This window comes from Flavobacterium sp., assembly GCF_031409475.1.
Lineage (GTDB): Bacteria > Bacteroidota > Bacteroidia > Flavobacteriales > Flavobacteriaceae > Flavobacterium.
Genome location: NZ_JANNXH010000046.1, coordinates 54,828 through 70,635 on the forward strand (window position 1 = coordinate 54,828; position 15,808 = coordinate 70,635).

Below are 15,808 nucleotides of genomic sequence, written 5' to 3' on the forward strand. Positions count from 1 at the left end.
ATAATCACAATTTTTGAATATAAATCATATAAAAAAAAAGCCCCTGACCATGCAGAAGCTTTCGATTATAATAAAAAATTAAATTATTTTCCGTCTACATAATCCTGCAAATAAGAAAAATTACTGGTAAGCTTACCGTTTTCGGTCATTTTAGCACGTTGCAGAATTCCGTCTTTGTCGCCGTTAAAAAAAGCTGGAATTACATGTTCCATAAACATTTCGCCAAAGCCTTCGCTAGAATCTTTTGGCAGTTCACAGGGCAAATTATCAACCGCCATCACTACTAATGCTGCTGGATGAAACACATCTACTTCCTTATTTTCGCTCGGCAAATAACCGTACAAAGGTTCTGCAATTGTGGATGCTCTTACGGTACAGGCGATTGGTCCGTTGACATCACAAGAAATATCAGCAACAATTTTTATTTTGCAATCTTTGGATTGAAGCATTGCTCGAGTCAAAATTGCTGGTGCTGCATTGGCATGAAAATGACCCGTGATATAAATGTCTGAAACTTTTGTAAATCGCTCAAAATCAGAGGTGTATTCCTGCGGGTTTTGATAAAAATCATTGAAATCCAATACTTTTCCATCAACTCGTTTGTTGTATTCTAAAACATCAATTTGCGTGTAAACCGGTTGCGTGTAATTTTTTGCCAAATAATTTTCGACCGAGACTTCCTTAATTTTCATCGCGTCAAGCATTTCTTTTACACCGTTGCCCACTTTTCCAGTTCCTGTGATTACAAATTTTAATGGTGGAAGTACAACTCGTTTCAGATGCACAATCAAAGCTTCTTTCCCGGAAAGTGTTTCTGCTTTTGGCAGCTTGAATAATTCAAATTTTATTCCAAAAGCACGAATGCTATTGTATGTACCTACAATTCCAGCATATTTCCCAAAACCTATAAGCCTGCGATTATGCGCATCAACTATGGTTTCATGATCGTACAAGTCAATGTTTTTTTCTAAAATAGCTTGCAACAATTTTCTGTTGTGAGTTTGCTTTTTTATGGTATGCGAAAAAAAGAAGTACGCTTTATTAGGAATCAAATCGGCAATTGGAACTTCTTTTACTCCAAATAAAATATCACAATCCGAAATGTCATTTGTAACTTCAATACCAAAACTTTTGTATTGCTGATCTGTAAAAACTCTAATATCGGAACTCTCTACTTTTATTATCGCTTCGTGGTATTGCTGTTTCAATCGTGCCAATTCGTCTGGAGAGAAAACAACTCGTCTATCTGGTGGACTTTTTCTTTCTTTTATAATTCCGAATTTCATTTTTTGTACTACTTTTTATTTTAATATAACTTTAAATGTAATTATTGTTACAAATATAACATTTTTAATGAATTAGAAATAATATTTTAAAATAATTATAAAAAAAGAAAATGTCAATAAACCCTTTATTAATGTTAATAAAATAGTGTTTAAAATTATAAATAACATTACCCAAGAAGGATTGATTCAATATATTTGTTTTTTTAGACCTACAAAAAAATGAATTTTATAAAAAGCGCAAATATACTACAAATACTCGTATTGATTTTGGTTTTTAGTTCTTGTTCCAAAGAGAAAAAAGTGGCTTTAAGCGATGCTCAACTTCCAAAAAATGCATTGCCAAAAATGAAACCTTTACAGAATGAAACTCCCAAACTTACAGCCGATTACATCGACTCTAAAAAAAGAAGTATCGATTCTTTTTATACAAAAAACTGGAATAATAGTGCCAATGGTAGTTTTCTCGTGGCAAAAAACGGTCAAATTATCTACGAAAAATATGAAGGTTATGCCAACTTTAGAGACAAAACTCGTATCACAAGCAAAACTCCACTACATATAGCTTCGGTCAGCAAAGTCCTGACTGCAACAGCAATTCTAAAATTGGTTAACGCAAAAAGAATCGATTTAAACCAAAAAGTAACTACCATTCTCAAGGAGTTTCCTTATCCAGATGTAACTATACGAACACTACTCAATCATAGAAGCGGTATGCGCAGTTATGCTTATTTTACAGATCGCGATCCCCAAGTTTGGGACAGTCATAAAATACTTACTAATCAAGATTTATTGACCATCATGGCCACAAAAAAAATAGCTTTAGAATATAAAACCGACTCACGTTTTACCTATTGTAATACTAATTATGCCATGTTGGCTTTGATTATAGAAAAAACCACCAAACTTACCTACAAAGAAGCGATGAAGCAAATTATTTTCAAGCCACTCGGCATGAAAAATACCTTTGTAATGGATTATGATACCGATAGAAAAACAGTTGCTCCATCCTACAAAGGCAATAAAGTGGAAATTGGAATGGATTATCTTGATGCTATTTATGGTGACAAAAACATTTATTCCACTCCTCGTGATTTGCTGAAATTTGACAGAGCACGATATTCTCCATCGTTTTTAGAACCAGCACTACTTGCCCAAGTTTACAAAGGTTACAGTAACGAACGCAAAGGCACAAAGAATTACGGACTTGGAATTAGAATGATAAACTGGGACACAGGACAAAATTTTTATTTTCATAATGGATGGTGGCATGGTAACACTTCGGCATTTATAACTTTACCAAAAGAAAAAGTAACGCTAATTGCTTTGTCTAATAAATTTACAAGAAACACCTACAATATCCGAAAATTGTCTGTATTATTTGGTGATTATCCATTTCGATTGGAAGACGAATAGCTTTTGAGTTTACCATTTTTATCTAAAATTCTAACCAAAAAATCGACAAAAAAAACATATCTTTGCAAATTCAAAATTCAATTTTTTTTTAAAATAAAAATGGGGTCGACTGGTTTTGACAGCAAGTCGAATTGAATAGTAAGCACGTCGAGAACTGGGACAATTCTCGTTAATAAAAGGTTTCAAAACACATACACGGCGAAGGAAACTACGCTCTTGCTGCATAATCTGAATCATAGTAAGATTAGCCTCGCTCCTATCAGATAGGAGAGCAGGATTTACCTCGAAAGCTTTGGTTTATAGCGGTCGATAAAGGTGAATCGTAAATTTAAACCTAGATTTGATAAAGCGTTGGTGTCATTTCGAAATTAAAACGATAAGCGTTTGGTGGTTGTTTCTGTCCTAGCCCAACGTCGAAAACTCAAACAGGAAATAAGCGTGTAGAAAGCTCTTTAGTTGCTTGTTTGGACCCGAGTTCGATTCTCGGCGACTCCACAAATTGATTTTTATTTAAATCAAAAACCCTGTAAACATCAAAATTTACAGGGTTTTATTAGTTTTATAAATCTACTACAAAATATAATCTGTATTGATAAAGTTAGATTCTTTACTGCTTAGCAAAGCTTGTAGAATTTCGTTGTTGTATGCATTGTCTTTTGATGCCACAAATGTTCTTATCGAAAATGAACGCAAGGCATCATGAATACTCAAAGTTGCTACTGCAGAATCTTTTCGTCCTGTGAACGGGAACACATCAGGTCCACGTTGACAAGAACTGTTCAGGTTTACTCTACAAACTAAATTCACTAAAGTATCAATAAGTGGCGCAATAGTTTTTATATCTTTTCCAAACAAACTCACTTGTTGCCCATAATTTGATTCAGCCATATCGTTCAACGGCTCTTGAATATCTTTAAAAGTTAAAATGGGAACCACAGGTCCAAACTGCTCTTCATGATACACTCGCATCGATTTATTTATTGGAAATAAAACGGCTGGGAATATATAATTATCGGTCGTTTCTCCACCTCGTGCATTAATAACTTTTGCTCCTTTACTAAGTGCATCATCAATTAATTCTTGAATATATACGGGTTTTTCTTTCTCTGGTAATGGAGTTAATGTTACTGATTTATCCCAAGGATTTCCAAAAACAAGTGCATCTACTTTGGCTGCAAAGCGTTTGTTAAATTCCTCGGCAATTGATTCGTGTACATATAAAATTTTCAATGCTGTACAACGTTGACCATTAAAAGACAACGAACCCGCAATACATTCTTGAATGGCCAAATCTAAATCAGCATCAGGAAGAATTATAGCCGGATTTTTTGCTTCTAATCCTAAGATTAAACGCAAACGGTTTTTGTTTGGATGTTGATCCTGCAAAGCAATCGCTGATTTACTATTTCCAATTAATGCCAGCAAATCTACTTTTCCAGATTGCATAACTGGCGAAGCCACTTCTCGACCTCGACCATATAAAATATTTATGGCGCCTTTTGGAAAACTACTTCTAAAAGCTTCTAATAAAGGAGAAATTAATAAAACACCATGTTTTGCTGGTTTAAAAATAACGGGGTTTCCCATAATCAAAGCTGGAATAAGCAGCGAAAAAGTTTCATTTAACGGATAATTGTAAGGTCCAAGACACAATACAACTCCAAGTGGTCCACGACGAACCATGGCGTGAATTCCTTGCACTTTAGAGAAATGGGCAGAACGAGAATTTAACTCTTTTAGACTATCAATGGTATCATAAATATATTCTACCGTTCTGTCAAATTCTTTTTCTGAGTCACCTAAAGTTTTTCCTATTTCCCACATCAAAAGTTTAACTACTTCGGTTCGTGTAGTTTTCATTTGAGATACAAAATTCTCCATGCATTTGATACGATCAACCACTTTCATTGTTGGCCACAAACCTTGTCCGTTATTGTAGGCTGCATGTGCCGCTTCAACCGCTTCTAATGCTTCGGTTTCGCCCATAAACGGTATAGTTCCTAGTAATGTGGGCTCATATTTATCCGTAGAAGAAATTGTAGAATAAACTGATGTCATTTTTCCAGACCACTTTTTTAATTCTCCATTTACTAAATAGGTATCTTGAGTGAGCAAACTAGTGATTTGAAATTCTTGAGGTATTGTATTCATTATAATATTTTTACGTTTTATATTTAAATTCTATTTTTATTTAGAAATTATTTAACTTTTATTCTGGAGCAACCACTTCGCCATCCCAATCTAAAATTCCACCTACTAGATTATAGGCGTTTTCAAAACCCATTTCATTCATGATATCACATGCTTTTGCACTTCGTGCTCCAGAGCGACAATACACATAGTAATTTTTACTTTTATCCAATGCTTCTAATTCATAAATAAAACCTTGACCCTTGTGTATATCAATATTTATGGCATTTGCTATAATTCCGTCGTTATATTCGTCTTCGGTTCTTACATCAAGTAGTACCGCATTTTGATCAGCTTCAAATTGAGAAACCCAATCTTCTTGTGATAAATTCATCGTTTTGTTTTTTGTAAATTTACAAAGATTTTGTCTAACAAAATCAGTATCATTTGTGAATTTGATAATAATTCAAAGAAATCGATTTCGTATTATTATAAAATTATACGACACATTAATCCATTTAAAAAAACAAAATATAGTCTCTTATCATCAAGAATATTCAATGATTTATAAAGCATCCCTTTTTTATCCATTTAAGTGAATTATTAAAAATGTTAAAAATAAGTTAACATTTGTATATACAAATAAAAACATTACTACATTTGTACCTACAAATTACATAAATACAAATTATGAAAATTGAAGACGAAATAAAAAGCACTGTTCCTTTAAATTTATCAAAAAAAGTGATGCTAAATTTGATTTTTGCTCACAATGTTGTCAAAGATAAATTCAACGAAATTAGATTTCCTTACGACCTTTCTGGTGAACAATATAATGTTTTGCGAATACTACGCGGTCAAAAAGGAAAGCCCGTAAATATGAGTGAAATTCAAGAACGAATGATTGCAAAAAGTAGCAACACCACCAGATTGATTGATAAATTATTATTAAAAGATCTAGTAACTCGGAACGTTTGCCCAGAGAATAGAAGGAAAATTGAAATTATAATTACACAAAAAGGGCTCAATATTCTAAACGAATTAGATCCAAAAGTAATCGAAAACGAAGAATTTTTTTCGAAAAACTTAAACAAACAAGAATTAGAACAATTAAACTCATTATTAGAAAAATACCGAAATCAATAAAAATAAATTTATGAACACTTTCCTAGAAAATCAAAATTGGAGATACGCAACAAAGAAATTTGATGCGACAAAAAAAATTTCTACCCAAGATTTAAATACTTTAAAAGAAGCAATTCGTTTAAGTTCGTCTTCTTATGGTTTGCAACCTTACAAAGTTTTAATTGTAGAAAACCCAGAACTAAGAACAAAAATACAAGAAGTTGCCTGGGGACAATCACAAATTGTTGATGCATCACACCTAATTGTTTTTGCAAACCAAACTAATATTGGTGGCATAGAAATTGATACAATGATTGACAATATGAGCTTGACAAGAGGCATTCCGTTAGATTCATTAACCGGTTATGGTGATTTCATGAAAAGCAAAATCAACTCTTTGTCTGAGCAAGCAAAAAACACGTGGACTTCAAAACAAACCTACTTGGCACTTGGTAATTTATTGAATGCAGCTGCCGAAATGAAAATTGATGTAACACCAATGGAAGGTTTTGATCCAGTAGCTTTGAACGAAATATTAGATTTGAATGCTCAAAATTTAAATGCTGCACTAATTGCTACAATAGGTTACAGACACCAAGACGACGCAACACAATTTTATAAAAAAGTTAGAAAATCTAACGAAGAATTATTTATTACACTTTAATTATTAATCCAAGAATCAAATTTAAAATTTAAAAAACATGAAAAATTTAAAAGCAATTGCAATAGCATTAGTCGTAGTTTTAACAACTGCATCAGTAACAGCTCAAAATAAAAAAGTAGATACTTCAAAAAGTAGTATCAACTGGGTTGGGAAAAAAGTAACAGGTCAACACAATGGAACAATCAATATTAAAGACGGAGATTTAGTTTTTAAAGGAAAAAAATTAGTAGGTGGTTCGTTCACCGTTGATATGGCATCTATTAACACAACTGACCTTACTGGAAAATCAAAAACAAATTTAGACGGTCATTTAAAAGCTGATGATTTTTTTGGAACCGAAAAATTTCCAACCGCAACATTAGTATTCAAAACTATATCGACTAAAACCAAAAACGTATATAAAGTAACAGCAGATTTAACAATTAAAGGTATAACAAATTTAGTCCCTTTTGAAATTACAGTTAAAGGAAATACAGCCACAACAAAATTTAATGTTGACAGAACCAAATACGATATTAAATATGGTTCTAAATCGTTTTTCGAAAGTATTGGCGACAAAGCAATTTCTGATGAATTTGAATTAGAAGTAGCATTAAATTTCTAATTTGATTATAAAAATAGAATGACCCAAACCCTGACAAGAAATTGTTGGGGTTTATTTTTTAACAAAAATATAAAAATTAGTTTTTTTTGGTAATTCTGTTTGAAAAATCAAATATCCTTTATATATTTGCCTTAATGAAAATAATTACAAATAATACTTGGTGGTGGAACAATTTACGTCAATCGTCGTGAACAAAGCTACTGTAGTATACAACTATAAATCTAAAAGGCTTGTCATCACGACAAGCCTTTTTTTTATGTAAAGACGCAATTTATTGTGTCTCAATTAAGTAAAGACGCAATTTATTGCGTCTCAATCAAATAAAATAAAATGAAAACCTATAAACTACTAACCAGTTACAAGCAAATTCTTGCCGATACAATTACTCCCGTGAGTGTGTATCTCAAAATTAGAGATAAATTTCCCAATAGTTTGCTATTAGAAAGTAGTGATTATCATGGCAATGACAACAGTTTCTCCTACATCTGTTGCAATCCAATTGCTGCTATAAAAATAGAAAACGAAACTATTTTCAAAACCTATCCTGATGGAAATACAGAGACAATTACAATCGATGCAAGCACTAATATTCCACAAGTAATTCAAGAATTTTCAGGGCAATTCAAATCAGAGAAAAACAATTTCAAATTTATAAATAACGGTCTTTTTGGCTATATTTCATACGATGCTGTTCGCTATTTCGAAAAAGTATCTATTGCCAAAAAAGAAAACAGCAACACCATTCCAGATGTGTATTATGCGGTTTATCAAAATATAATTGCCATTAATCATTTCAAAAACGAAGCTTATATTTTCTGTCACAGTCTCGATGGAAAAAATAACATTTCAGAAATCGAACAATTATTACAATCTAGAAACATTGCATCTTATAAATTTTCGAAAGAAGGCGATGGATTTTCAAATCTTACAGACGACGAATTCAAACAAAATGTGGCTTTAGCCAAAAAACATTGTCATCGTGGTGATGTATTCCAATTGGTTTTATCTCGACGATTTACACAAGGTTTCAAAGGCGATGAGTTCAATGTTTATAGAGCTTTGCGAAGCATTAATCCTTCGCCTTATTTATTCTTTTTTGACTATGGTGATTTCAAAATATTTGGCTCTTCACCCGAAGCACAAATTATCGTAAAAGATCGCAAAGCCGAAATTCATCCCATAGCTGGAACATTCAAACGAACTGGCGATGACGAAAAAGATGCCATTTTAGCCAAACAATTATCCGAAGATAAAAAAGAAAACAGCGAACACGTCATGTTAGTTGATCTAGCTCGAAATGATTTAAGTCGGAATGGACACGATGTCAATGTCGAAAAATACAGAGAAGTACAGTTTTTCTCGCACTTAATTCATTTGGTTTCAAAAGTAACTGGACATTTGCACGAAAAAGCCACCACTATGCAAGTCGTAGCCGATACATTTCCTGCAGGAACATTAAGTGGCGCACCAAAACACAGAGCGATGCAACTCATAGAAGATTACGAAAAAACAAACCGGAATTTTTATGGTGGAGCGATCGGATTTATGGATTTTAACGGTAATTTTAATCACGCCATTATGATTCGGACTTTCTTAAGCAAAAACCACCAATTGCATTGTCAAGCTGGCGCAGGAATCGTTGCTGATTCTGATGAGGAAAGCGAAATGCAAGAAGTCTATAATAAATTAAGAGCATTGAATACCGCTTTAGATTTGGCAGAAACAATATAATGTAAGGACAAGTCGCGACTTGTATCTAAAATAAAAAACAAAATGAAAAAAATACTAGTCATAGACAATTACGATAGCTTCACGTACAACTTGGTGCATTATCTCGAAGATTTAGATTCCGAAGTTACCGTTTATCGCAACGATGAATTTGATATTGAAGAAATAGCCATTTTCGATAAAATCCTCCTTTCGCCAGGACCAGGAATTCCTGATGAAGCAGGATTATTAAAAGCAGTTATTGCAAAATATGCGCCAACAAAAAGTATTCTTGGTGTATGTCTTGGTCAACAAGCCATAGGCGAAGTTTTTGGAGGAACACTTTCTAACCTTGACAAAGTCTATCACGGAGTTGCTACAATGATTAAAACAGTAGTTGATGATGAGCATTTATTTCATGGTTTAGGAAAAGAGTTCGAAGTTGGTCGTTACCATTCTTGGGTTGTCGATGCTAATTTACCTGATGTTCTCGAAGCCACATCTTTTGACCAAAACGGACAAGTTATGTCCTTACGCCACAAAACGTATGATGTTCGTGGCGTACAATTTCATCCAGAAAGTGTGTTGACACCAAACGGAAAGAAGATCCTCGAAAATTGGGTAATTTCGTAGAGAAGTTGTATTGCAACGTTTCTACAATATTTCAAACAAAAAAATAAAAAATGAACATACAAATTTCCGAAACAAGAAATCTAAATATTGAAGATATTTTAGATTTATATAAAGCAAATGAATGGAGTTCGGCAAATAAACCTATTCAATTGTATAACGGTCTTTTGAATTCCGAAACGTTGATTACGGCGTGGGATAGCACCAAATTAGTTGGACTTGGGAATGCAATTTCTGACGGATATTTAACCGTTTATTATCCGCATTTATTAGTCCTTCCTGACTATCAAGGAAACGGTATTGGCAAAATGATTATGGACAAGATGCAAGAGAAATACAACCATTTTCATATGCAAATGCTAACAGCTGACGGAAAAGCAATCGATTTTTATAAAAAAAACGGCTTTGAACGCGCTGGGAATACTGAACCTATGTGGATTTATTCTGGAAATGAACATTGAAGAGACGTTACAATCTAACGTCTCTACGTAGCAAAAATAAAATAAAATGAAAAACATACTAAACAGACTCATCAATCACGAAATACTTTCTGCAGCAGAAGCAAAAAACGTTTTGGTAAACATCTCAAGCGGAAGTTATAATCCAAGCCAGATTGCTTCGTTTCTTACCGTTTACATGATGCGAAGCATAAGTATCGAAGAGCTTTCGGGTTTTCGAGAAGCACTTTTAGAATTGTGTATTCGAGTAGATTTATCAGCCTACAATACTATTGATTTATGCGGAACTGGTGGCGACGGAAAAGACACGTTCAATATTTCGACATTAGCTTCATTTGTAGCTGCTGGAGCAGGAATAAAAGTGGCTAAACACGGAAATTATGGCGTTTCATCTATTTCAGGTTCTAGCAATGTAATGGAAAAATTAGGTGTCAAATTCAGTAATAACAATGATTTCTTGGAAAAATGCATCGACAAAGCAGGAATTTGTGTTTTGCACGCACCATTATTTCATCCTGCCATGAAAAATGTGGGACCAATTCGAAAAGAATTAGCCGTAAAAACATTTTTTAATATGTTAGGACCAATGGTCAATCCTAGTTTTCCAAAAAACCAATTAGTAGGTGTTTTCAATCTTGAACTAGCTCGAATGTATGCTTATTTATATCAAAATACCGATATTAATTTCACCATTTTACATTCATTAGATGGTTATGACGAAATATCTTTGACTGGTGCGACCAAAACCATTTCAAATAAAATAGATGGTATGTTGAATCCAAGCGATTTTGGAGTGCGCCTTTTAGCGCAAAGCGAAATCGAAGGCGGAAAAACCATCGAAGAATCGGCAGAAATGTTTACCAATATCATCACTGGAAAAGGAACCGAAGCCCAAAATAATGTAGTCTGTGCCAATGCAGGAATGGCAATTGCAACCGTTACAAAATGCACTCCATTAGAAGGATTCGAATTGGCAAAAGAAAGTTTATTGGCAGGAAAAGGATTGGCAGCTTTGAATAAATTGAAAGAATTAAGTAGATAAAAATGAATATACTCGATAAAATTATTGTTGATAAAAAACGAGAAGTAATTCTCAAGAAATCCATCATTCCGGTTTCGCAATTGGAAGCAACGGCTTTGTTCGAAAGAGAGACGATTTCCTTAAGTAAAAATTTAAGAAATAGTTCATCTGGAATTATAGCCGAACACAAACGCCGTTCTCCTTCAAGAGCCGAAATTAATTACGGTTTCACTGTCGAAGAAGTCGTAAAAGGATATGAAAATGCTGGTGCTTGTGGAATTTCGGTTTTAACCGATGGAAAATATTTTGGTGGTTCACTCGACGATTTACTTTTGGCAAGAGCAACCGTAAACATTCCGTTATTGCGAAAAGAATTTATTGTTGATGAATACCAAATCCTAGAAGCCAAAGCATTTGGTGCCGACTTAATCTTGCTCATAGCTGCGGTTTTAACTCGAGAAAAAATCAAATCATTATCGGAATTTGCACGAAGTTTGAATCTTGAAGTTTTGTTAGAAGTCCATGATTTAGAAGAGTTGCAAAAATCAATCATGCCAACATTAGACATGATTGGAGTAAACAATAGAAACCTAAAAACATTCGAAGTAAGTTTAGATTTTAGCAAGCAATTGGCTGACCAAATCCCAAATGATTTTGTGAAAATTTCAGAAAGCGGGATTAGTTCTATCGAAGCAATCAAGGAACTAAAACCTTTTGGTTATAAAGGTTTTCTAATTGGAGAAAATTTTATGAAAACTAGTAACGCTGGCGAAGCAGCAAAAGAATTTATTTCAAAATTAATATAAACACACCCGAGCGAAGCGAACGGACGAAGTAAAGGACACAAAGGAAGCACAAAGAGCACTAAGTTTTGTGAACTTCTTGCCTTCTTAGTGAACTTCGTGGTTAAAAAAAAAATATTATGAAACTCAAAATCTGTGGCATGAAATACACTGACAATATTCTCGAAGTAGGTTCACTCCTACCCGATTATATGGGTTTTATATTTTGGGAGAAATCAGCTCGGTATTTTGATGGAATCATTCCATCATTGCCTAAATCAATCAAAAAAACAGGCGTGTTTGTAAATGAAAACAAAGAAGAAATTCTAAAAAAAATCACAAAGCACGATTTACAAGCCATTCAATTACATGGACAAGAATCGGTTGAATTTTGTAAGGATTTGAAAAGTAAAATTGAAAGCGATATCGAAATCATCAAAGTATTTTCGGTAAATGAAGCATTTGATTTTGAGGTGCTAAAACCATTTGAAACTGTAAGCGATTATTTCCTTTTTGACACCAAAGGAAAGTTGCCAGGTGGAAACGGAACGACATTCGATTGGAAAGTATTGGAAAATTATCCATCATCAAAACCATTTTTCTTAAGCGGTGGAATTGGAATTGAAGAAATGGAACAGGTTAAACAAGTATTAAAATCCAATTTACCCATTTATGCCATCGATATAAACAGTAAATTTGAAATAGAACCCGGATTAAAAAACGTACAATTATGTAGAGACGTTGCATTGCAACGTCTAAAATAAATATTCAAAATAGTAACGTTGCATTGCAACGTCTAAAATAAATATTCAAAATAGAAACGTTGCAATGCAACGTCTAAATAAATAAAAATAAAAATCATGTCATACAACGTCAACGAAAAAGGATATTACGGAGAATTTGGTGGTGCATACATCCCTGAAATGTTATATCCAAACGTAGAAGAATTGCGTCAGCAATATCTAAAAATTACAGCAGAACCCGAATTCCAAGCCGAGTTTAATGCACTCTTAAAAGATTATGTTGGTCGCCCAACGCCACTCTATTTTGCAGAACGATTATCGGCAGAATACAACACCAAAATCTACCTCAAAAGAGAAGATTTGTGTCATACTGGCGCACACAAAGTCAACAACACCATTGGGCAAATTTTGCTAGCCAAGCGATTGGGTAAAACCAGAATCATTGCCGAAACTGGAGCAGGACAACATGGCGTTGCAACAGCAACCGTTTGTGCCTTGATGGGATTGGAATGCATTGTATACATGGGAGAAATAGACATCAAACGTCAAGCGCCAAATGTAGCTCGAATGAAAATGCTTGGTGCCGAAGTTCGTCCCGCACTTTCGGGTTCAAAAACGCTGAAAGATGCCACAAACGAAGCCATTCGCGATTGGATTAACAATCCCGTTGACACCTATTATATCATTGGTTCCGTAGTTGGTCCACATCCTTATCCCGATATGGTAGCACGTTTTCAGAGTGTGATTTCAAAAGAAATTAAAGAACAATTGCTAGAAAAAGAAGGATGTGAAAACCCTGATTATGTAATTGCATGTGTTGGCGGCGGAAGCAATGCAGCTGGTACTTATTACCATTTTCTGGACGAAAAAGAAGTAAAAATAATTGCAGTAGAAGCTGCAGGTTTAGGAGTTCACTCAGGCGAAAGTGCAGCAACTTCGGCATTAGGGAAAATTGGTGTAATTCACGGTAGTAAAACCTTGTTAATGCAAACTCCTGACGGACAAATTACGGAACCGTATTCTATTTCGGCTGGGTTGGATTATCCCGGTGTTGGACCAATGCACGCACATTTATTTGCTTCGGGAAGAGCACAATTCATCTCCATTACTGACGATCAGGCGATGCAATGGGGACTGAAATTATCACAATTAGAAGGGTTGATTCCAGCCATCGAAAGTGCCCACGCCTTTGCAATTCTCGACGAAATGAAGTTCAAACCTACAGATATTGTAGTGATAAATTTATCCGGTCGTGGCGACAAGGATTTGAACACCTATATCGATTATTTTAAATTATAGTTGGGCGTTACCATGCTTCCGTAAACTCCAGCATGGTCGGGCTATACGCTACAATCTGTCATTGCGAGCTTGCCAAGCAAGCCCACAACAACAGGATTTTCGCTGCTATCCCTAACGCAAAATAATACCTACAAGGTTCAAAAAAACCTTGCAGGAAAACACAAAAAACCAATCCTCAAAAGATTGAAAACCATTTGAGGATTAAAAAAAATAAAACAAAATGAATAGAATAAACCAAAAATTGTTAGAAGACAAAAAAATACTTTCCATTTATTTTTCTGCTGGATATCCCAGTTTGAATGACACCGTTCAAATCATACAAGATTTAGAAAAAAATGGTGTCGATATGATCGAAATTGGTTTGCCGTTTAGCGATCCATTGGCTGATGGCCCAACAATTCAAGCGAGTTCAACTCAAGCATTGCATAACGGAATGACCACTCAAGTCTTGTTTGACCAACTCAAAGACATTCGTCAAAGCGTAACAATTCCGTTAGTAATTATGGGTTATTTTAATCCAATGTTGCAATATGGTGTTGAGAATTTCTGTAAAAAATGTGCCGAAATTGGTATCGATGGATTAATCATTCCTGATCTTCCCGTGGATGTGTATGCTGATGAATACAAAGCCACTTTCGAGAAATACGGATTAATCAATGTTTTATTAATTACACCACAAACCGCTAACGAACGCATACATTTTATTGATAGCGTTTCGAACGGTTTTATTTATATGGTTTCTTCGGCGAGCGTAACTGGTTCAAGTGCAGGTTTTGGAAGTACGCAAGAAGATTATTTCAAACGCATTGCAGACATGAATTTAAAAAATCCTCAAGTAATAGGTTTTGCAATCAACAATAAGGAAACCTTTAATCAAGCTACACAATTTGCCAAAGGAGCCATTATAGGAAGTGCTTTTATTCAAAACCTAACAGAAAAGGGTGTTGGAAGTATTGGAGAATTTGTAAAAGCAATTCGATAAAAATATCATTTTCTATATAAAATCAAACGGCGTTTAAAGTTCTTTTAAACGCCGTTTTTTTGATTTAAAAACTTGTGAATTTAAATATTTTATAAGATTATTTTTATATATTTTAAACAGATTGTTTTTCACATTTATCAGACCTACCTATCTTAAATTGAGTGGCTTTGTATGATGTTGTCTAAACAGTCAATAAGTTGGCGGTCATTTACAAATGAAATCGAATCGTACTAAAAAATATTTGATCATTATATGGGTAAATTAAATTTCAAATTATTTATTTTTCTTCTCTTTTGTATCTCTGGATTTTCTCAAAAGACTGAAAACTCGCTAAAGGAAAAGACGCTTACTGAAAAAGAAGTGGTTTGCGTTCTACCTATTGAAATAAAGCCTGAATTTATCGGTGGTATTGATAGTTTAAATGTATTTATAGAAAGAAATATAAATCATTCAAAATTAAAATTATCTGAAAATGGAATTGTTTATGTCGAATTCATCATTGATAATAAGGGAAATATTAAAGACGAAAAAATAAAACGTAGTTTATCCGATTTAGCAGACAAAGAAGCTTTAAGAATAATTAAAATAATGCCCAAATGGAATCCCGGTTATGAAAATGGAATAGCTGTTAAGTCTAAAGTATATTTGCCAATAAAATTCAATAAATAAACGCCCTATAACACACGCTACAAGCAATTTGGGTATTAGGCTTAATTTGAAATTAGTTTTGTATTTGGAAGATTTGGCAAATCCGAATAATGGGCTTAATTTAGTCCCAAACTGCGTGTAGCGCGGGAACGTTAGCATTAAGGCGGATTCAAGTATGGAGAATTCAAAAACCTAACGCAACAAATGATAAATTTTATCTTTGTTGAATTATGAAAAAAATACACAAAAGATTATCCTATAAAGAGAGGATTGTAATTGAAACTTTACTCCAGCAAGGTAAGAGCAAAAATCACAT

Annotated in this window: 16 protein-coding genes and 1 other RNA gene; 14 read left to right on the forward strand and 3 right to left on the reverse strand. The window is 33.9% G+C overall.

Annotated features, from left to right (window positions below; genetic code table 11):
• Positions 1-83 precede the first annotated feature (83 nt).
• Positions 84-1,286, reverse strand: coding sequence for an NAD(P)-dependent oxidoreductase (locus RMO53_RS09065; protein ID WP_310379855.1), 1,203 nt, complete (start codon positions 1,284-1,286; stop codon positions 84-86).
• A 219-nt stretch (positions 1,287-1,505) separates the two neighbouring features.
• Between RMO53_RS09065 and RMO53_RS09070 the strand changes: the two genes are divergently transcribed.
• Entirely contained in the window at positions 1,506-2,699 is a 1,194-nt protein-coding gene (locus tag RMO53_RS09070; RefSeq protein ID WP_310379857.1) for a serine hydrolase domain-containing protein, read from the forward strand.
• Positions 2,700-2,800: 101 nt separating this feature from the next.
• Positions 2,801-3,197, forward strand: a transfer-messenger RNA (tmRNA) gene (gene ssrA, locus RMO53_RS09075).
• A 72-nt stretch (positions 3,198-3,269) separates the two neighbouring features.
• Here the strand turns inward: ssrA and RMO53_RS09080 are convergent.
• Together RMO53_RS09080 and RMO53_RS09085 are read right to left on the reverse strand one after the other, a co-directional pair.
• Positions 3,270-4,850 carry an NADP-dependent glyceraldehyde-3-phosphate dehydrogenase gene (locus tag RMO53_RS09080; protein ID WP_310379858.1) on the reverse strand — a complete coding sequence of 527 codons (1,581 nt, stop codon included), beginning with the start codon at positions 4,848-4,850 and terminating at the stop codon, positions 3,270-3,272.
• Between the two features lie 58 nt (positions 4,851-4,908).
• Positions 4,909-5,223: a rhodanese-like domain-containing protein gene (locus RMO53_RS09085; RefSeq protein ID WP_310379860.1), complete on the reverse strand. Its 315-nt coding sequence runs from the start codon at positions 5,221-5,223 to the stop codon at positions 4,909-4,911.
• Positions 5,224-5,519: 296 nt separating this feature from the next.
• Here RMO53_RS09085 and RMO53_RS09090 point away from each other — a divergent pair, with 296 nt between their 5' ends.
• The 12 genes from RMO53_RS09090 to RMO53_RS09145 all read left to right on the forward strand — a co-directional run bounded on the left by RMO53_RS09090 (position 5,520) and on the right by RMO53_RS09145 (position 15,513).
• The gene (locus RMO53_RS09090; protein WP_310379862.1) at positions 5,520-5,975 is read left to right on the forward strand and encodes a MarR family transcriptional regulator; all 456 of its coding nucleotides are present in this window, start codon (positions 5,520-5,522) and stop codon (positions 5,973-5,975) included.
• A gap of 10 nt (positions 5,976-5,985) precedes the next feature.
• Positions 5,986-6,618, forward strand: a complete 633-nt coding sequence (locus tag RMO53_RS09095) for an NAD(P)H-dependent oxidoreductase (RefSeq protein WP_310379864.1) — start codon at positions 5,986-5,988, stop codon at positions 6,616-6,618.
• 37 nt (positions 6,619-6,655) lie between these two features.
• Positions 6,656-7,222, forward strand: a complete 567-nt coding sequence (locus RMO53_RS09100; protein ID WP_310379866.1) for a YceI family protein — start codon at positions 6,656-6,658, stop codon at positions 7,220-7,222.
• A 330-nt stretch (positions 7,223-7,552) separates the two neighbouring features.
• The gene (locus RMO53_RS09105) at positions 7,553-8,953 is read left to right on the forward strand and encodes an anthranilate synthase component I family protein (protein WP_310379868.1); all 1,401 of its coding nucleotides are present in this window, start codon (positions 7,553-7,555) and stop codon (positions 8,951-8,953) included.
• A gap of 42 nt (positions 8,954-8,995) precedes the next feature.
• Positions 8,996-9,562 (forward strand): aminodeoxychorismate/anthranilate synthase component II, encoded by a 567-nt coding sequence (locus RMO53_RS09110; RefSeq protein ID WP_310379870.1) that lies wholly within the window; start codon positions 8,996-8,998, stop codon positions 9,560-9,562.
• Positions 9,563-9,612: 50 nt separating this feature from the next.
• Positions 9,613-10,020, forward strand: a complete 408-nt coding sequence (locus tag RMO53_RS09115) for a GNAT family N-acetyltransferase (RefSeq protein ID WP_310379872.1) — start codon at positions 9,613-9,615, stop codon at positions 10,018-10,020.
• A gap of 46 nt (positions 10,021-10,066) precedes the next feature.
• The gene (gene trpD / locus RMO53_RS09120; protein ID WP_310379874.1) at positions 10,067-11,059 is read left to right on the forward strand and encodes an anthranilate phosphoribosyltransferase; all 993 of its coding nucleotides are present in this window, start codon (positions 10,067-10,069) and stop codon (positions 11,057-11,059) included.
• Between the two features lie 2 nt (positions 11,060-11,061).
• Positions 11,062-11,844: an indole-3-glycerol phosphate synthase TrpC gene (gene trpC, locus RMO53_RS09125; RefSeq protein ID WP_310379876.1), complete on the forward strand. Its 783-nt coding sequence runs from the start codon at positions 11,062-11,064 to the stop codon at positions 11,842-11,844.
• A 116-nt stretch (positions 11,845-11,960) separates the two neighbouring features.
• Positions 11,961-12,584 (forward strand): phosphoribosylanthranilate isomerase, encoded by a 624-nt coding sequence (locus RMO53_RS09130; RefSeq protein ID WP_310379878.1) that lies wholly within the window; start codon positions 11,961-11,963, stop codon positions 12,582-12,584.
• A gap of 96 nt (positions 12,585-12,680) precedes the next feature.
• Entirely contained in the window at positions 12,681-13,862 is a 1,182-nt protein-coding gene (gene trpB / locus RMO53_RS09135; RefSeq protein WP_310379879.1) for a tryptophan synthase subunit beta, read from the forward strand.
• 220 nt (positions 13,863-14,082) lie between these two features.
• Positions 14,083-14,844 carry a tryptophan synthase subunit alpha gene (gene trpA / locus RMO53_RS09140; protein WP_310379881.1) on the forward strand — a complete coding sequence of 254 codons (762 nt, stop codon included), beginning with the start codon at positions 14,083-14,085 and terminating at the stop codon, positions 14,842-14,844.
• A 252-nt stretch (positions 14,845-15,096) separates the two neighbouring features.
• Positions 15,097-15,513, forward strand: coding sequence for an energy transducer TonB (locus tag RMO53_RS09145; RefSeq protein WP_310379882.1), 417 nt, complete (start codon positions 15,097-15,099; stop codon positions 15,511-15,513).
• The last annotated feature ends 295 nt before the right edge of the window (positions 15,514-15,808 follow it).